Origin of the sequence: uncultured Microbulbifer sp. (assembly GCF_947498635.1) — a bacterium.
Taxonomy (GTDB): Bacteria; Pseudomonadota; Gammaproteobacteria; order Pseudomonadales; family Cellvibrionaceae; genus Microbulbifer; species Microbulbifer echini.
Genome location: NZ_CANMKV010000011.1, coordinates 1 through 18597 on the forward strand (window position 1 = coordinate 1; position 18597 = coordinate 18597).

Genomic DNA, 18597 nt, shown 5'->3' on the forward strand with positions numbered 1-18597 from the left:
CTTCAGATTGTATTCTGCTTCGGCAAAGGTGACTTGGTGCATGATCTATCGTAGTCTTGACGGATAACTGAATACTACCAAATTGGCTCGGAATTATTCAGAGGTTCCCTAAATGATTTTAATACCATAAGCGATATGGCCAACACTGAATCAATCATTCGTTTATTGGTGTAAAACCAACTGCGAACCCACAATAATAGCTATGTGCCATTATTTGCTTATATGCATCCCCTCGGTATTTGGGCGGCTCAATTCAAATCCAAACTTTTTATAAAGTTCAGGCACATCTGCCATCAACGTAATATATGCTGAAGGGAGCGCTTCTCGATCCAGGTAAGCCATAATGTGCTCCATTACCTGACGCCCCAGGCCAACACCTTGGAATTTGGGGTCGACTGCGACATCCACTATCTCAAAATTAAGTGCGCCATCCCCCACTACCCGCCCCATAGCGACAGTTTCCGAGTGTCTTTTTATGTGGATACCGTACAAGCTATTTGGAAGGCCTTTTTCCGCTGCTTCACGGCTTCTGGGAGTTAAACCTGTTATCTCTCGCAGCCTGAGGAAATCCTCAGTAGGAGCTACTTTCTCAATAATTGTGTACATATTTGCCCGAAAAAAATAAACAAATCAATATTGCCGCCAAGTCTAGTTATTACTTAGCGACAGCCAATCCGCTATAGGAAAGTACTTAGGCTGGAGGCGCTTGAATCTCTGTCACCACTTCAGCTTTAACGGAGTTCGCAATAAAACACTGCTTGTGGGAAAGGTGATGTATTTTTTCTAACTGCTCACGGTTGGGTTGTTTTTCACCGGAAAAGCGAACCGAAGGGCGCAGGGTAACTTTAGTCATAGCAATTCGACCATCATTATCGGTCCCCATAACTCCTCTAGCTTCATCGCAATATTCATCGACCACAAATCCACGCTTGGCTGCAATCGATAGAAAAAACAGCATATGGCAGCTGGACAGAGCCGCTACAAAAGCTTCTTCTGGATCAACATTTTCAACCACTGAATAGGGAATGGGTACGACATGAGGGGAGGAGGAGGCGGGAACAGAGGCGCCACCATCAAAGTGCCAGGTGTGAGCGCGGCTGTACTGGTTATCGGTGAATATTTGCTCGTCGCGCTGCCAGATTACCGTCGAGGTGTACTCGGACAAGATATCTCTCCTTCTATCCAACACTCATAGACCGGGATGGATACAACAGTGCTAGGGATTCCATTTGGAAGGGGTCACCAGCCCTGTCTAAATCAGGTGCTGGTGAGAGCTGTCTCAGCAGGTATAACGCCTGCTCGAGCCATTTAAAGCGGTATACAGGCGCACTGTCAATCAATTGCTATGGAGCTTCTACCTGCTCGTCTGTGCGGGCAGCCATAATAAAATCATTCTTGTGTAAACCCTTAGCCTCATGGCTCCACCAAGTCACGGTAACCTTACCCCACTCGGTAAGCAGTGCTGGATGGTGCCCCACTTCTTCAGCAATAGCACCGACGCGGTTGGTAAAAGCCAGTGCCTGCTTAAAGTTGCGGAACTTGAAAACGCGCTCCAGCTGCATAATGCCGTCGCGGGCCATCGGGGTCCAATCTGGAATTTGGCGCAGCAACGCAGGAAGCTCATCATCACTGACGAGAGGGGCATCCGCGCGACAAGCTTCACATTGTTGTTGGGCGAGTTCTGTCATGAATAAGTCCTCAAAACCTTGTTTATTATCGGTTATTTAGCGTGGACCTCACTCTAACCGGGCCCCCGCAACGACACAAGTACAGACGTTAAAAACGCATTTTCTACGGTTTTCGCTCACCGATATGGAACAGTGTGCTAAAAGCTGACTAGCAGTTACTCCCCAGAAGCATTCGGCGCCACTTTGCCCTAGCCCACAGGCAGATGTGTTAGCTTTTAAACAGATCTACAGGCGTTAACAAAAGCCCTTCAGCAAGGATCGCCATGAAAACCCTGCTCACGATATTGACTTTAATGTCGCTATTCACTCTATCTGCCTGTGGTCCCGAACATACAGACCGGAAGCGTATAGTTCCCCCACAAGCTGAAACCATGAGCGAAATGCGCGCCGAGATGGAGCTGGCCTTCCAGCAACTGAGCCAACAGTTCATCAATGGCCTCTGGAAAGTCTTTCCATCCTGGGCCGTACGCGAGGGTTACTACGACGCTGCCATTTCTCTACAAGTACCCGACAAGGCATATCGCGCTTACTTAATGGACTTTGCGCAAACTTATGAGCGCAAGTTTTTGGCATTAGATCGTGAATTACTCAGCATCACCTCCCTCACCGATATGACATTGATTTTAAATTTTTTAAAGCGCCTGCAATGGGAGCATACTACCTTTAAATCCTACCAATGGGATCCTTCTGTTTATAATGTCTCCCACCCCTTTGCCTTGATTCTGAACACCCCATTCGCTCCCCTCAAGAAGCGATTGCGCACTTTCAACACCCGAATGCGCCGGGTACCCGAATATTACCAAGCCGCCAAACAAGCAATAAACAAGCCGGCAGCACCTCAACTAGCACTAGCCATACAGCAAAACGAGGGCGCCCTGGAAGTTTTTGGAGAAAAAGTAGAAAAGCTAGTAGACAGCAGTCAGATGTTTAACGATGAGAAATTAGTTTTCAGGCAGCGCTTAGATGCCACACGTACTGCAATAAAAGACTACATAATTTTTTTAAAGAAATTACAAGCCAAATTGGAAAAGTCTGGTAGATTTCGAAACTTCCGCATTGGTGAAAAGCTTTACGAAGAAAAATTTTTATTCGACATTCAGATAGGCATCAGTGCCAAAGAACTTTATCTACGCGCACAAAAACAGCAACATCAGGCACATAATAAGATGTCAGAACTCGCCGAACAGCTCTGGCCTAAGTATTTCCCAGAAGACCCAATACCATCCAACCAGAACGAAAAAATTCGCCGGTTAATTGACAAACTTTCACTAAATCACGCCAGCAAAAATACGTTCAAAAAAGAGATAGAAAAGCAAATACCGCAGTTGGTGGATTTTGTGATCGAAAATGACCTTTTATCCTTAGACAAAGAGAAACCTCTAGTGGTACGCACTACTCCACCTTATTTGCGCGGATTTACAGTTGCCTCGATTAATGCCCCCGGCCCCTACGATAAAAATGCCAACTCTTATTACAATGTTATACCCATAGAAACTATGAGCGACGAGAGGGCCAATAGCTTACTACGCGAGTACAATCATTACACTTTGCAAATACTCAATATTCACGAAGCCGTCCCCGGCCACTACACCCAGCTGGTTTATGCCAACCAATCGCCCAGCATTATTAAGACCATTCTCGGCAATAGTGCCATGATCGAAGGGTGGGCAGTCTATGCAGAACGTATGATGTTAAACGCAGGATATGGCGATTTCTCACCTGAACTTTGGTTGATGTATTACAAATGGAATTTGCGTGTAATTACCAACACCCTCCTCGACTACGGTGTACAGGTAAAGGGAATGACTGAGGCCGAGGCCATGAAGCTAATGGTTCAGGGGGCTTTTCAACAGGAGGCTGAGGCCGAGGGAAAATGGCACAGGGCCACTTTGAGCCAGGTACAGTTGACCAGCTACTTTGCTGGTTTCATATCCATACAAGCCTTGCGCGAAGAAGTGGAAAAAAAACTGGGTGATAATTTCAACCTAAAACATTTCCATGAAAATTTCTTGAGTTTTGGCAGTGCGCCTGTACCCATTATCCGCGAATTAATGCTGACGGACTTAGACCAAGAAAACCAGAATTAAAGCCTCCCATAAACTCATGAAAGAATAAAATATTTTTCAATCACAAAAATCATCAAAAGAGTCCAATGGCTCCCAATATAAAGTACCCAGTAAAAGGTCAAATAAGGGGAAGGTCAAATTAAAATTATGGGTTTTCATTAATTTTCGATGATGATGGATTCTATGCAGGTGGGCCAACTCACGAAGCCCAGGCACCCTATGAAACCAGCCCCCTATGGGCTGATGGTATCCAATATGTAAAAGCTCATAAGCCAAATGATTTAATATCATGGTTGCCGCCATGAGGTATCCCACATTCACTGAAACCAACCAAGTTAGGCAAAATCCAAAAAATGGCGCCAGAACAATAGCAACAAAAGCGGTTAAATACGTAGGAAACAGTACAATACGCCAATCGTAAGCCGACTCAAAAGACAATTGTGGCGCAGAAAAAAAACTGTGATGGTCACCGGTATGACGCCGGTAGAAAAGTTTGGTCAGCTTCAGCTTTTTATGCCCCGCCCAGCGGTGGCTCACATACTCTACAGCGTTGTAAGCCAGAATTCCGAGCGGAATCACCAGCAGTTCCCCCCCTTTCAGATCCCTTATATGCAAAATACAATAGACTGCGGCTGTAAGGCTGATCAACATAACACTTCCCAAATGAACCCAGCCGCTATAGCGCCTCTGAACACGAGCCCTATATTCCGCTCTGAAAGCCGTGGTATCAGGCATCCTGCACATAACTCACCTCTATTTTTAGAGTGATTAAGGTGTTTTTAATCTGTTGACCCGAAATATAATTAGAGACATCATGCTGCGTCTAATAAATAATTATTAATTGTATTATTCTCCAGGCTGATAATGTCAACGCACCTAAGATCGCTGGACTTGAACCTGCTCCCCATATTTGACGCGCTTATGCTCGAGCAAAATCTAACCAGAGCTGCCATTAAACTGCATATGAGTCAACCCGCTGTCAGCGCTGCCCTTAAGCGATTGAGGGCAACCTATGAAGATGAACTGTTTATTCGAACCGCAAAGGGCCTGCGTCCCACTGAGCGCGCGCTTTCACTACACCCATCTATTCATCAGGCACTCACTACCGTTCGTTCCGGGCTTCAACAAACACCGTTTAATTATCGAAAAGCCGAACAGGAGTTTTCCATCGTTATGCCGGATGTGGTGGAAACGCTGATGATCCCCGGTTTTAGTGAATGGCTTCGTGAATATGCACCCGGCATCAAGCTTACAGTGCTCCCCGATGAATCCGAAATGACGACCAGAATGATAAGTAATGGCGAGGTAGACCTGATTATTGATTACCTGCCGGTGGAGTCACCCAACTATGTTACCCAACCGATCTCTGAAGAAGAGCTTGTAATTATTGTCGGCAAGCATAATAAAAAAATCGGTAACGCAATCAGTGAAAAGAGCTTCCAAACTTTACCACAAGTATCCCTATTAAGAGGAAACCCGATGGGCTCCCCGATGGAAAGGCTAGCCCGCCCCCAAAAATTACAACGCAATATTTGTCTGCGAATCCCTCACCTCTCCTCTTTTCCCTATGTGGTATCTACTACGGATTTAATTGGTGTTGTACCAGCGAGAATGATGCATTCCGCCCACTACAAGGCACTCCCAGTGCGTATGCTCAAATTGCCAATGTCATTCCCTAAAGTTTTGCTACAGTTGACTTGGCACAAGTCACAAACAGTTAATCCCGCCCATCGCTGGGTAAGGGAAAAAATTCTGGAACTTTATCCTACTTTAGGAAAATAGAATGCCCGGATAGCGACCCATATTATCTCGGCAAACTATCAGGTTAGCGAATTAATGTGGAACCAAAGATGGACTGGCGGTTGCCCGTGAAGTCGATAAGGATTCATCTATTTCACGATCAGATTACGAATAGAGTGCAGGTTTAGAGGAATTATTTTGCTAAAGATTGGAGTGGTATTAATTATTTTTGGAGGGCTATCCCTTCTCGCCTTTTGGCTCATTGGCAGCAGTATAGACTCAGAGGGAATCTTGCGTGAGCCATTTGCATTATTACCGCTTGGCTTACTAATTCTCTTGAGCGGAGCTGTTATCACAGTGATCGGTATTGTTCGCCGTAAACACCGCCAGGTAAATAGCCGGATTCGATGAAACAGCACAAAAAAAGGCCGGGCACCTGGGGTGGCCGGCCTTTCCAGTGGGCATATAGCTTAAACCACACCCTCTTCAATTTTAGCTTTCCAGATCAGCGGACCAGTCGTGTGCACTGATTCACCTTCGCTATCCACTGCGACAGTGACCGGCATGTCTTCCACTTCGAACTCATAAATAGCTTCCATACCCAGCTCTGGGAAGGCAACAACCTTGGAGCCTTTGATTGCTTGCGCTACCAGGTAGGCTGCACCACCGACGGCCATCAGGTACACCGCTTTATTATCGCGGATTGCCTCAATTGCCATGGGACCGCGTTCGGCTTTACCGATCATTCCCTGCAGGCCGGTTTCTTCGAGCATGGTGCGAGTGAATTTATCCATACGAGTGGCGGTGGTGGGGCCTGCAGGGCCAACCACTTCGTCGCGTACTGGATCTACTGGGCCCACGTAGTAAATAAAGCGGCCAGTGAGGTCCACCGGTAGTTTCTCGCCCTTCGCAAGGATATCAACCATTTTCTTGTGAGCGGCATCACGGCCGGTAAGCATCTTACCGTTGAGCAGCAGGGTTTCACCGGGCTGCCAGCTTCGCACGTCTTCTGCCGTTACGGTATCCAGGTTCACGCGACGGGTATTACTACCGGCCTCACGGGTAATTTGTGGCCAGTCTTCCAACTTTGGCGGTGTCTGACGCGCGGGACCCGTGCCATCCAGAGTAAAGTGGGTATGACGGGTGGCGGCACAATTGGGAATAATCGCCACGGCTTTGTTGGCTGCGTGGGTCGGGTAATCCTTAATTTTGACGTCCAGCACGGTCGTCAGGCCACCAAGACCTTGAGCACCAATACCCAGTTTATTTACAGAATCGTAAAGCTCCAGGCGAAGCTCTTCGGCACGATTGGAAGCGCCGCGCTCCTGCAATTCCTGAATATCGATAGGGTCGAGCAGGGATTCCTTGGCCAGCAGCATCGCTTTTTCAGCGGTTCCACCAATACCGATACCCAGCATGCCGGGCGGACACCAGCCGGCGCCCATCTGCGGTACCATCTTAAGGACCCAATCCACAACAGAATCGGAGGGGTTCAGCATCGCGAACTTGGTCTTGGCCTCGCTGCCGCCGCCTTTGGCTGCTACGTAGACCTCTAGGGTATCGCCGGGTACGATTTCAAAGTGAATCACCGCCGGAGTGTTGTCGCCGGTATTTTTGCGGGCGCCATCCGGGTCTGTAAGGATAGAAGCACGTAGTACGTTGCTAGCATTTTGATAGGCGCGACGCACCCCTTCATTCACCATGTCTGTAACGCTCATTTCAGCGTCCCAGCGCACATTCATACCCACTTTCAGCTTAACGGTCACAATACCCGTGTCCTGGCAGATGGGGCGATGGCCTTCGGCGCACATACGTGAGTTGATCAGTATCTGCGCCATGGCGTCCTTGGCCGCCGGGTTGACCTCTTTCTCATAAGCCTTGTTCAGGGCCTGAATGAAGTCCTGTGGGTGGTAGTAAGAAATAAATTGCAGCGCGTCGGCAACGCTGTCGATCAGATCATCCTGGCGGATAGTGGTCATGCCCAACTCCGATTAACGTCTCAAGGCCGGCGATTCTACACGAAAAGTAGGGTTATTGGCCTGCGATTGATTTGATATGGCCCTGCGGCCCGATTGCGTTTTGTGCGACAAATAAAAAAGGGCGAACACAGGGTTCGCCCTTTCGAGGTGTTAACCGAAAATTACATCGACGAAGCTGTGGGCTCACTGGATTGCAGGGAGCGGATGGCATCGCGCAACTGCACCAGGTCCTTGTTGACCGAGCGACGGTAGGCATCAATAGATTCCACCGCTTCCTCGTTGGCACCGACACGCATGGTCAGATCGCTGCGCACAGAGGCCAGCTGGCGCTCCAGACGCGCAATTTTGTCGCCCATCTCGCGCTTGCTCTCGGTATTGCCTTTGCGCAGTTCCGACAGGGCAGACTCCACTGAGGCGATTTTTTTCACGCTGGCATCGAGGCTGCCGAGCTTGCTGTTGAGGGACGCCACTTGCTTTTTGTTCGCAGCGGCCGCGGCCTTATTAGCCGCAATACCCTTGCGATTGGTATCGTAAGCCACGCCCCAGAGCTTGCGGATCTCAGCAGTATTCTCTTTGGCCTTGGCATTCAAGACTTCAACCGAAGCCGTAGATTCCTCGTCGGAAAGGCTAAAGCGCTTCTCCAGCTCGGCAATACGGCCCTCTGCATCGGTGATGCGATTCTCCGCATTGACCAGCAGGGTGCGGCTCTCCTGCCACTGCTGATAGAGGAAACCAGAAGCGGCAAGGCCACCCATGGCCAGGACCAGGGCACAGAGACCGAGGAAGGAAAATCCGCCGCGGCGCTCCTCGACAATAACTTGCGACTCTGTGGTCTGCTCACCGTGCTCTGGAGCGCTGGGCTCCAATGTGGGTTCAATGGCGGCACTGCCGTCCAGTGTGGGCTCTCTGCGTTGCATGTATCAATACACCCGGTAACTAATCTGGTGGGGTCGGTACTGGTCAGTTCGGGATTGTCCCGCCCAGTATCGTAAAAGTCACTACTTCATTGGAAATCAAGCCGAGACAGATTCGTCGAATTCTGCGGCATTTATACCAAAAATTGACGAAAAAGTAAGCGGCACGAGTAAGAATAGCCGACATCAATGTGATGGTGACATCAAACTTCACCCCTTGAGTTCGAGGAAAACGTCCCAAAATTCCCTATTCCATAGCGCCGGCTTAATTCTGGCATACGGCGCGTGTAGAATGCTCTCACCAATAACCTAAACAAAGGAAGGAAGACACCATGGCTTTCGAATTGCCCGAACTCCCCTACGCGATGAATGCCCTGGCCCCGCACATCTCTGAAGAAACCCTGGAGTACCACTACGGTAAACACCACAAGACTTACGTAGATAAGCTGAATGGCCTGCTAGAAGGCACCGCTGACGCCGACAAATCCCTGGAAGACGTCATCAAATCCTCCTCCGGTGGCGTGTTCAATAACGCTGCGCAAGTGTGGAACCACACCTTCTACTGGAACTGCCTGAGCCCCAACGGTGGCGGCGAAGCCAGCGGTGCGATCGCAGAAGCCATTACGACAGCCTTCGGTAGCTTCGACAAGTTCAAAGAAGAGTTTACTGCCAGCGCGGTGAACAACTTCGGCTCCGGTTGGACCTGGCTGGTAAAAAAGGCCGACGGCTCCGTAGCGATCGTTAACACTTCCAACGCGGCTACCCCACTGACCGAAGAGGGTGTTACTCCGCTGCTGACGTGCGATGTATGGGAACACGCTTACTACATCGACTACCGCAACCTGCGTCCGAAGTACATGGAAGCCTTCTGGGCCCTGGTGAACTGGGAATTTGTTAACCAGAACTTCGCCTAATCGCGGGATCACCTAAAAAAGCGGGCTCTGCCCGCTTTTTTACTTTCAGAAAGCCGGAATCATTAGCGGCCCCTCACCCTGGGACCGCCCCCTGGCCAAAAGCCGCACAAGTGCGCACAATACCTTCTGATCTGCGCCGCAAACGCTGTACAAAATACGGTTTAGCGGCATTGAAAATCTAAAGAATGCCGCCTTAAGCGGCACAAAATTGCAAAGATTATCCGAACACTGGGAATACGCTTATGAAGTTGAAACCAACCCTGATCGCAGCCGCCATTAGCGCGCTGGTTATCAGCGGCTGTGACCGCAGCGCCACTGAAGCCTCAGAGCAGAGCGCGACCTCCTTCACTGCCGAGCAGTCCGCTCAAGACAGCACCGCAAAAGTGAACCAGGAAACCATCCAGCAGGCAAACCAGATGTTCGAGGATTTCTTCCAAGAGCACCTGTCTCGCAGCCCCGAGTTCAAAACCTTCCTTGGCCAAAAAGAAGACTACGACAAGTGGGATAACCTCTCTCCAGAGTTCTCCAAAGAAACCCTGGAGATCAATAAACGCCAGCTGGCTGAGTTGAACAAAATCGCTCCCAACACCTTGGACGAAGCTACTCGCCTGAGCCTGCGCCTGGCCAAACGCAACCTGGAGCAGGACATCGAGGGTTATCAGTGGCGCAACCACTACTACCCTGTCAACCAGATGTATGCCACCCACACCAGCGCAGCCTCCTTATTGATCAGTCAACACCGCATTGATGGGGTGAGCGATGCCGAGGCCTACATCGCCCGTTTGAACGGTATGCCGCAGTACTTCGCCCAGCTGGAAGAAAATCTGAAAGCCAATGCCAAGGCCGGCACCATCGTACCGAAATTTGTATTCCCCTACGTAATCAGCGATTCAAAAAACCTGATCAGCGGCGCACCTTTTGACGGCGAGAAAGACAGCCCCTTATTTGCCGACTTCAAAGGCAAAGTAGAGAAGCTGGAGATTACCACTGAGCAGAAAAAAGCGCTGATCGACAAGGCCAGCACCGCCCTGCAAAATAGTGCCGGCCCAGCGTACAAGAAGCTGATCAGCTACCTGCAAACGCTGGAGAAAAAAGCCTCCACCGACGATGGCGCATGGAAATTGGCCAACGGTGATGACTTCTATAAATTCCGCCTCGGCGTGTATACCACCACAGACCTGACGGCCGACGAAATCCACCAAACCGGCCTCAAAGAAGTTGCGCGTATCCACGATGAAATGCGCGAGATCATGCGCAAGGCAGGCTTTGAGGGTAATCTGCAAGAATTCTTCGAATTCATGCGCACCGACAAGCAGTTTTACTACCCCACTTCCGAGAAAGGCAAAACGGAATATCTGGAAAAAGCCACGGCGATCATTGACACCATGAAAGGTCGCTTGGACGAGCTATTTATTACCAAACCCAAGGCGGACCTGGATGTTCGAGCCGTTGAGCCATTCCGCGAAAAATCCGCGGGTAAGGCCTTCTATCAACGTCCAGCTCCAGACGGCTCTCGCCCTGGCATCTACTACGCCAACCTGTACAACATGGAAGATATGCCCTCTTACCAAATGGAAGCGCTGGCTTACCACGAGGGCATTCCCGGCCATCATATGCAACTCTCCATCGCCCAAGAGTTGCAAGACATTCCCAAATTCCGTAAGTACGGCGGCTACACCGCGTATACCGAGGGCTGGGGCCTCTACTCCGAGCTGGTGCCGAAAGAGCTGGGTTTCTATGAAGACCCCTACTCCGACTTCGGCCGCCTGGCTATGGAGCTGTGGCGCGCGGGTCGCCTGGTCGTCGATACTGGCCTTCACGCCAAAAAATGGACCCGTGAAGAGGCCATTAACTACCTGGTGGAAAATACCCCCAATCCGAAAGGTGACGTGGTTAAGGCCATTGAGCGTTATATCGTAATGCCCGGCCAAGCGACGGCTTATAAAATCGGTATGCTGAAAATTGTCGAGCTGCGCGAGAAAGCCAAAACCCAGCTGGGTAGCAAGTTCGACGTGCGCGGCTTCCACGATACGATTTTGGCTAACGGTGCTGTACCGCTGGATGTTCTCGAAGAGCTGGTAAACCAATGGGTTGAGGGTGTAAAAGCAAAAAGCTAACCCCGCCTAGCGATATTAAGTCCACTAAAAAGGCCACTCTCTGAGTGGCCTTTTTGCTTATATTTAAACCTTATTTACCCTTTCTCTGCAGCAATCCAATCATCCACCTGACGCTCCAAAATTGCCAGCGGCAAGGCACCATTGGTAAGCATCACATTGTGGAATTGACGGATATCGAATGCATTACCCAGGGCGGCCTGCGCTCTTCCTCGCAACTCCAGTATTTTTAACATTCCCGCTTTGTAGGCGAGCGCCTGTCCGGGCATCACCAGATAACGTTCGATTTCTGTAGTGACCTCTGTTTCCGCCATCCCGGTCTTTTCCACCATATAGTTAATGGCCTCTTCGCGACTCCAACGCTTATGGTGCAAACCCGTATCCACAACCAAACGTACTGCACGGAACATCTCTGCCTGAAGACGGCCAAGGTCGTTATAGGGATTTTCCTGAAAACCCGCCTCCTTGGCCACTTGCTCAGCATAAAGCGCCCAGCCTTCCGCATAGGCTGTAAACAGGCCCAGCTTGCGGAAGGTGGGTACGCCTTTGAGCTCCTGGGCTATTGCCAGCTGAAAGTGGTGGCCGGGAACTGCTTCATGATACGCCAGTGTCGGCATTCCAAATTTTTTGGTCTCATGTACATCGCGCAAGTTTGCATAAAAAACGCCAGGGCGGGAACCATCCATGGCCGGAGGGTTGTAGTAAGCGCCTGGAGCGCCCTGCTCCTTGAATTCGGGAACCCGCCTTACCTCAACTCCCATTGCCGGCTGTACATCGAAGTACTCTCCCAGCCCGGTATTTATCGCATCAATCATGACCTGATAATCTGCAATAATCTGCTCGCGGCCCTTATCCGAGTCCTCGTATAAAAACTGGGGATCGTTATTGATAGCGGCAAATCGCGCACTGATACTGCCGCTATCCTGCCCAATGGAAGAGAAAATACGATTCATTTCCCCTTCTATTCTTGCCACTTCCTCTACACCAGTCTGATGTAACTCTTCGGGAGACAAATTCGTCGTAGTGTGGCTGCGCACCTGATAGGCATAAAACTCATCCCCGTCAGGTAGCGCCCAAACCCCGTTGTTTTCAAAAACTTCTTGCTGTAATTGGCGATAGTAGGCAATCAGATGCTTATAGGCGGGATAGATCTCTGCATCGATGAGGGATTCCCCCCGGCCAAGAATTCGCACACGCTCCTCATTGGCCAATCCTTCAATCTTGTTCAGGCGCTCTTCAAGAGAGGTATAGAGAATATTTTCGTGCGCCGGTTGGGCAATAAAATTTTGCATTTCCTTCAGCACACTGTCGATCACAAATCGTGGCGGCAAGATATTTCTTTCCTCACGAATCTTCAGGCCATCGAGCACCTGAGAAAACTTGCGATCGACTTCATCCAGACGGGAAAGATAGTAATCCGCTTCTTTAATATTGTTTATTTGATGCACTTCTGCGAGAAACTCCGGCAGACTATTTTGCACGCCAAACATTTGATTGAGCGGGTAATCGTGATATTTCCACCGCTCGCCCTCCACCACATTGCCTAGAAAGTACGAAAAGACATCATAGGAAATCGCTTTCTGCCCCCCTAAATCAGCACGGTTGTACTGGTGAAGCACCGCTAGCTCATCTTTAATCATTTGCATCTGGCGATGCTGCTCTGCCTCGGATACGTCATCGAGGTGCGCATTGTGTCCATCAATACCAAACTGCTCAAGAATACGCAACTGCGAAAGAATTTCTGGGCTGGTGCTGCCGAGCTTGATAAAGGCTCGCTCAAAATACACATCAATAGACCAGGGTTTAAAATAGACCGCATTAACAGCAAATACCGAGACCGCCGCGACCCCCAATAACAAAATCCCACCAAACCATTTGGCTAACTTCCTAATCATTATTTTCTCCTTTTTTTGATGCTGCGATTTGTATCCGCCGTCCTATCTATATCACCGACCCCAAGTGAACCTAGATAGGCTGTGAACAACATAAGCCAAAATGCAGGCAAACCGCACACCCATCTTAAGCGTTACAACTTAATGGGAGAAATAAAATCACTGGGCTTTAACGCAAGTAGAGAACAACTCACCTTCTGCAGAATATTTTCAGCTGTATTCCCCATAATAAATCCGGGGATTCCCGCTCTGCCCACGGTACCCATCACCAGGAGATCGAGCTGTTCATCATCAATTAAGAGCGGAATAAAGTTATCGGGGTGAGCAATTACGTGGTGTACCTGCATATCGCCACCGATACCGGAAGCCCGTATCAGCACATCCAGCTTTGAGCGATGCTGTGCCCGAGCGGCCTCTGTGGCCTGATCCAATTCTTCTTCGGAGGCACTTAAGGGAAAATGGCGGCGCAAGTACTCGTCCACATCGAAATCCCAGCAGGAAATCACATGCAGGATACCGTTGCAGTTGTCTGCCAATACGCGTGCCCAGCGCAATAAGCGGATCGCCAGATCGTAGGTACTACCCTCATCACACTCTGGGTCGATCGCCACCGCTACCCGTATCTCTGTATGAGTGCGCTCTATAGGCCGGCACAACCACACTGGACAGGGGCTCTTGCGTAACAACTCCATATCAATGGCTTTAAAACCCTTGAGCTGGCTCAACCCTTCAACATTCTTGATTACTAGGTCATAGCCCTCTTCGAGTACACGTCGGATAACCCTCTCCGCTGGACGTGGGCCACAGTCCCATTCAATTTCCATTTTCACTTGCTCTTTGGGCACCTTCATCCGCTCCTGGGTAGCGGCAATCTCACTTTTTACCCGCTTCAGCATTGCCTCAACGCAGAGGTTACTAAAATCCTCAAACCCTGCAGGCACCGCCGGACAGACTAAAAGCACCTTAATTTCTGCCCTGTTATTACGAGCGAGAGCAAATGCCTGCAACAAACCGCTGGATTCATCTTCAGCCGCATGGCTCACATAAAGGACTTTATGAATATTCGGCATAACACTTTCCTAGAACTGCGAGCTTTGGAAATAAAGGTAGGCGAAAACTTCCTTGCGAACCCTCTGACCACCACCATTTGATACTGTGTAGGATGGTCAATTCAAAGTTAAAGGATAGAAGTGCCGGGCAGATAATCGAGAGAGGGGGCTGTTAGGAGCCAAAGATAAGACCGCCGACTCCTGGGCAATGGCTAGGTACTCAAGAGCTCGAGAAGTACTGAAAATCGCGTGATAATTTTGGCTTTCAGGGCGGCTCACAATCAAGGCGCGGGCTAGTACGAATGCCTAGACCTTTCGAAAAGTTGTCGCGCAAAGCGTGAACCCCGGTGAAAGTCCCGCAAAAACAATACGGGACGCTTCAGGGACTCCTTAGATATCCAGTACCTGCTTCACAAAGGGGATAGTGATTTTGCGCTGGGCCATCAGAGAGGCCCTGTCCAGCTGCTCCAGTAACAGGAACAAGGCACGGGTATCCCTGGGCACGCGGTGCAAAATATATTGCGCAACGTCTTCCGGCAGGTCGAAACCGCGCAGGCGACTGCGCCTGCGCAGGGCCGCCACCTTGTCACGATCATTCATCGGCTGTAACTGGAACACCAGGGACCACTGCAGACGCGACAACAGATCCGCGAGAGAGATATCCATCCCTCGTGGGGATTTACGTGCGCCTAATAGGAGCTGTCTGCCACTGTCTCTGACCCGGTTATACAAGTGGAACATGGCTGTCTGCCATTCCGGCTGCCCCTCCAGCAAGTGAAGGTCGTCGATACACACCAGGTCCAGTTGCTCGAGGCCATCAAGGAGTACAACCGGATCCATGGTCATCAATTCGGCCACGGGAATGTACTGGAAACTGCGGCCACTGGCCTCAGCCGCTTGGCAAGCGGACTGCAGGAGATGGCTCACTCCACTGCCCGCATCGCCCCAGACATACATCACCGCTTCAGGATTCTGCCCACTGGCGAAAGCCTGCAGCAGAGCCACAACCTGACGGTTGGGGTCCGAGTCAGACAGATAAAAGTTATCGAAAGTGGCATCATCCCTCAGGGATACTCCCAGGGGCAGCTGTTGCGGAATACTCATTTCAGTCCCAGCGATAGCGCAACGGATTATCAGCGCCGCCCAGAGGTGCACGGTGTCCATTCAACTCAATGGCATCCGCGTCCCCATGCGCCCGCAATTTATGGTTTAACGCCAGGGCATCGCGCAAGCTGCGGAGCCCAGCTGTGGTTGCTAGCGCAAGACGCATCCGATCCCCCTCCACAGAGAGGAGATTGGCACTGCTCACCTGCGCCAGCCCCTGCAGATAGGCTGAAGCCTCCGCGTAGTCGGCAAAACTATCCACGCCCGATAACTCCACAACAATCGCACCCTGTTGAGTATCCTCAACACCTGGGCGCACCGCATAGCGCTGTGCGAGCAGGTTAGCCATCTGATTGACACCGCGCAGCGCAACCTCCTCCAATGAACCACCAGCACTGTCAAAAGCGTAGCTGCGACCGCCGTGTATCAATAGCCAGTCCGCCTGCCAGCGTCGCCCCGAGGCTTGAAGCAGACGCCCCATTAAGGTGGCATCGGGGCGATAGCGCAGACCGGCACGCTCCGCGGCTTGCTCATCCTGAGCCCAAAGAGCGCCGAGTGGCATATTGCGCTGGTCATTGAGATCCATCACTGGGAAATCCAAAGGTACCCCGCGCTCTATTGCCATAGCGTCAAGCACCGAGAACAGTTCGGGGGAATCCTCCTCCCGGAGAATATTGCGTCCCCCTTTGAGGGTATCCACCGCCAACCACACCAAAGTGCCGGGGCGATTGTTGGGCCACATGGGCAAACCCAGCTGGTGTATTTGCCTGGAAATGGCTTGGGGATCAAAAGAGAGATGGAGGTAGAGCTGGTTATCTTCGCTGGTATAGCGATAGCCCTGTAGGAAATGCCGAGCTTTCTGCAAGATGGGTTGTAGGTTCGGGTTGCGGCCAATTGCGGCGTCCCCGGTAACACGCACAAACACCCGCTCGAGCCCCCGACTGCCGGCACTCGCACGATCAGTTGCCCCGCGGCTCGGTACGGCCTCGACCACTTCGTACAGATCCGAGATAACTCGAGCCTGGACTGGCAGAATCAGGGCGCCGAACAACAGGACCAAAAACTGCAACACCAATCCCTGCCGGAGCAGCTTGTGCATAGGATTTCTCTCCAAACCTCATTCCAGCCCGTGAGCTTGCACGAAATCATTGTTGTTGCGCAAGACGCTAAAATCCACGGACAGGCTAAAAATTGCAGCTATTGTATCAGCGTCAGCGACTTCTCTCAGCCCCGAGTTCTCACTATTCGAGGGTTTCTAGCCATTAACTTGAAGATAAATAGCAGATTCCTACACTCAGATGCTCCCTGGGCGTGGCTACCGGACCAAGACCCGGCTAGAATACGCGCCCTTCGAAGACCCACCGCAGGAAGAATCATGAGCGATTCCAAGCCGCAATCCACTGAAACATCACTCTCCTATAAGGACGCCGGTGTCGATATCGACGCGGGTAACGCCCTGGTAGAGCGCATCAAGCACGTAGCCAAGCGAACTTCTCGCCCGGAAGTTATGGGCGGCCTGGGCGGATTTGGCGCCCTTTGCCAACTCCCCAGCGGCTACAAGGAGCCAGTATTGGTTTCTGGCACCGACGGCGTGGGCACCAAATTGCGCCTCGCCATGGACCTGGGCATTCACGACACCATCGGTATCGATCTGGTCGCCATGTGTGTCAATGACCTAGTCGTAGCGGGCGCGGAACCCCTGTTTTTCCTCGACTACTATGCCACCGGCAAACTCAACGTAGATATCGCCGCTGAAGTTGTCTCCGGCATTGGCAAAGGCTGCGAACTCGCAGGCTGCGCCCTGGTTGGTGGCGAAACTGCCGAAATGCCTGGGATGTATGAGGGCGACGACTACGATCTGGCCGGCTTCTGCACTGGCGTGGTGGAAAAGTCAGAAATCATCGACGGTCAAAAGGTAAAAAGCGGCGACGTTTTGATCGGACTCGCTTCCAGCGGCCCACACTCCAACGGCTACTCCCTGATTCGGAAAGTACTCGAAGTTAGTGGTGCCGATCTGCAGCAAGACCTGGGCGGTGAAACCCTGGCTAAAGCATTGATGTCGCCTACCCGCATCTATGTAAAAAATCTGCTGAAACTGATGAAGAGTTCACAGGTGAACGCCCTCAGCCACATTACTGGCGGCGGCCTACTGGAGAACTTACCGCGGGTATTACCCGAGGGCTGCCGCGCGCGAGTAGACGTAAGCAGCTGGAAAATGCCACCGGTATTCCACTGGCTTCAACAGGCGGGCAACATCGACGCGCGAGAAATGTACCGCACCTTTAACTGCGGGGTTGGTATGGTTATTTGTGTACCGGCAACACAGGCCGAGCAGGCTCTGGAAACTCTCAAGCAGCTGGGTGAAGACGCCTTCGTAGTGGGCAGTATCGAAGACGCCGCCGAAGGCGCAGAAGCTGTAGAACTGGCGGGGCTGTAATGTCACAAGGTGTATGCAAAGTTGTCGTACTGATTTCCGGTAGTGGCAGCAACTTGCAGGCACTCCTGGATGCTTCGGCGGAAGCTGGGGCATCCTTCTCAGTCTGCACAGTAATAAGCAACAAGCCCGAGGCTTTCGGCCTCATCCGTGCTGCCGAAGCCGGCGTGCCCACTTCCGTAGTGAATCACCGCAACTTCTCCAGCAGGGAAAGTTTTGATCAGGCGTTAATCGCTGAAATCGATCAGCAGCAGCCGGACTTGGTTATCCTGGCTGGATTTATGCGCATCCTCACTCCCGAATTTGTACGGCACTACCGCGGGCGCTTACTCAACATTCACCCCTCTCTCCTACCAAAATATCAGGGATTACATACTCACCAGCGAGCCCTAGAGGCTGGCGATAGTGAGCACGGTGTAACGGTTCATTTTGTCACTGAAGAACTGGATGGTGGGCCAGCCATCGTTCAGGCCATAGTCCCTATAAAGGAAGGCGATACACCCGAGTCCCTGGCAAAGCGGGTTCAGGTACAAGAGCATGTAATTTATCCCATGGCTGTTACCTGGTTCGCACAAAAGCGCCTAAAGATGCTGGAGGATCGCACCCAACTGGACGGTGAACTACTCCCCTCCTGTGGCGCCCAAGTAAGCAACTAGCCCCGAAACCAGCTGGCGGGACAAAGCACCTGCAATGTACTTTGCGA

17 protein-coding genes are annotated in these 18597 nt (G+C 51.1%); 7 read left to right on the forward strand and 10 right to left on the reverse strand.

The window, feature by feature from the left end:
* Positions 1-210: 210 nt before the first annotated feature.
* From Q1A69_RS07510 to Q1A69_RS07520, 3 genes are all read right to left on the reverse strand, one after another.
* Positions 211-606 (reverse strand): GNAT family N-acetyltransferase, encoded by a 396-nt coding sequence (locus tag Q1A69_RS07510; protein ID WP_299583451.1) that lies wholly within the window; start codon positions 604-606, stop codon positions 211-213.
* Positions 607-691: 85 nt separating this feature from the next.
* Entirely contained in the window at positions 692-1165 is a 474-nt protein-coding gene (locus Q1A69_RS07515; protein ID WP_299583454.1) for an OsmC family protein, read from the reverse strand.
* Between the two features lie 178 nt (positions 1166-1343).
* The gene (locus tag Q1A69_RS07520) at positions 1344-1688 is read right to left on the reverse strand and encodes a 4a-hydroxytetrahydrobiopterin dehydratase (RefSeq protein WP_299583457.1); all 345 of its coding nucleotides are present in this window, start codon (positions 1686-1688) and stop codon (positions 1344-1346) included.
* Positions 1689-1951: 263 nt separating this feature from the next.
* Here Q1A69_RS07520 and Q1A69_RS07525 point away from each other — a divergent pair, with 263 nt between their 5' ends.
* Entirely contained in the window at positions 1952-3775 is a 1824-nt protein-coding gene (locus Q1A69_RS07525; RefSeq protein WP_299583461.1) for a DUF885 domain-containing protein, read from the forward strand.
* A 36-nt stretch (positions 3776-3811) separates the two neighbouring features.
* On the opposite strand, the gene Q1A69_RS07530 is transcribed toward Q1A69_RS07525, so the two are convergent.
* Positions 3812-4405, reverse strand: coding sequence for a sterol desaturase family protein (locus tag Q1A69_RS07530; RefSeq protein WP_299583464.1), 594 nt, complete (start codon positions 4403-4405; stop codon positions 3812-3814).
* Between the two features lie 240 nt (positions 4406-4645).
* On the opposite strand from Q1A69_RS07530, the gene Q1A69_RS07535 reads away from it, so the two are divergent.
* Positions 4646-5536, forward strand: coding sequence for a LysR family transcriptional regulator (locus Q1A69_RS07535; RefSeq protein ID WP_299583467.1), 891 nt, complete (start codon positions 4646-4648; stop codon positions 5534-5536).
* A gap of 171 nt (positions 5537-5707) precedes the next feature.
* On the forward strand, positions 5708-5905 hold the full coding sequence (locus Q1A69_RS20355; protein WP_366525563.1) for a DUF3955 domain-containing protein: 198 nt from the start codon (positions 5708-5710) through the stop codon (positions 5903-5905).
* A gap of 59 nt (positions 5906-5964) precedes the next feature.
* On the opposite strand, the gene Q1A69_RS07540 is transcribed toward Q1A69_RS20355, so the two are convergent.
* Both Q1A69_RS07540 and Q1A69_RS07545 read right to left on the reverse strand, forming a co-directional pair.
* On the reverse strand, positions 5965-7473 hold the full coding sequence (locus Q1A69_RS07540) for a fumarate hydratase (RefSeq protein WP_299583470.1): 1509 nt from the start codon (positions 7471-7473) through the stop codon (positions 5965-5967).
* Between the two features lie 161 nt (positions 7474-7634).
* Entirely contained in the window at positions 7635-8390 is a 756-nt protein-coding gene (locus tag Q1A69_RS07545; RefSeq protein ID WP_299583473.1) for a hypothetical protein, read from the reverse strand.
* 329 nt (positions 8391-8719) lie between these two features.
* Here Q1A69_RS07545 and Q1A69_RS07550 point away from each other — a divergent pair, with 329 nt between their 5' ends.
* Entirely contained in the window at positions 8720-9301 is a 582-nt protein-coding gene (locus tag Q1A69_RS07550) for a Fe-Mn family superoxide dismutase (RefSeq protein ID WP_299583476.1), read from the forward strand.
* Positions 9302-9543: 242 nt separating this feature from the next.
* Positions 9544-11418, forward strand: coding sequence for a DUF885 family protein (locus Q1A69_RS07555; RefSeq protein WP_299583479.1), 1875 nt, complete (start codon positions 9544-9546; stop codon positions 11416-11418).
* Positions 11419-11492: 74 nt separating this feature from the next.
* Here the strand turns inward: Q1A69_RS07555 and Q1A69_RS07560 are convergent, their stop codons facing one another.
* The 4 genes from Q1A69_RS07560 to Q1A69_RS07575 form a co-directional block, all read right to left on the reverse strand.
* Positions 11493-13310: a DUF885 family protein gene (locus Q1A69_RS07560; protein ID WP_299583482.1), complete on the reverse strand. Its 1818-nt coding sequence runs from the start codon at positions 13308-13310 to the stop codon at positions 11493-11495.
* A gap of 131 nt (positions 13311-13441) precedes the next feature.
* Positions 13442-14377, reverse strand: a complete 936-nt coding sequence (locus Q1A69_RS07565; protein WP_299583485.1) for a universal stress protein — start codon at positions 14375-14377, stop codon at positions 13442-13444.
* Between the two features lie 369 nt (positions 14378-14746).
* Positions 14747-15460 (reverse strand): DnaA regulatory inactivator Hda, encoded by a 714-nt coding sequence (hda, locus tag Q1A69_RS07570; protein WP_299583488.1) that lies wholly within the window; start codon positions 15458-15460, stop codon positions 14747-14749.
* A 1-nt stretch (position 15461) separates the two neighbouring features.
* Positions 15462-16559 (reverse strand): DUF2066 domain-containing protein, encoded by a 1098-nt coding sequence (locus Q1A69_RS07575; protein WP_299583491.1) that lies wholly within the window; start codon positions 16557-16559, stop codon positions 15462-15464.
* Between the two features lie 276 nt (positions 16560-16835).
* Here Q1A69_RS07575 and purM point away from each other — a divergent pair, with 276 nt between their 5' ends.
* Together purM and purN are read left to right on the forward strand one after the other, a co-directional pair.
* Positions 16836-17897: a phosphoribosylformylglycinamidine cyclo-ligase gene (gene purM / locus Q1A69_RS07580; RefSeq protein ID WP_299583494.1), complete on the forward strand. Its 1062-nt coding sequence runs from the start codon at positions 16836-16838 to the stop codon at positions 17895-17897.
* Complete coding sequence (gene purN / locus Q1A69_RS07585) at positions 17897-18550, forward strand: phosphoribosylglycinamide formyltransferase (RefSeq protein WP_299583497.1); 654 nt, start codon at positions 17897-17899, stop codon at positions 18548-18550. The genes purM and purN overlap by 1 nt, the downstream gene beginning before the upstream one ends.
* Positions 18551-18597 lie beyond the last annotated feature (47 nt).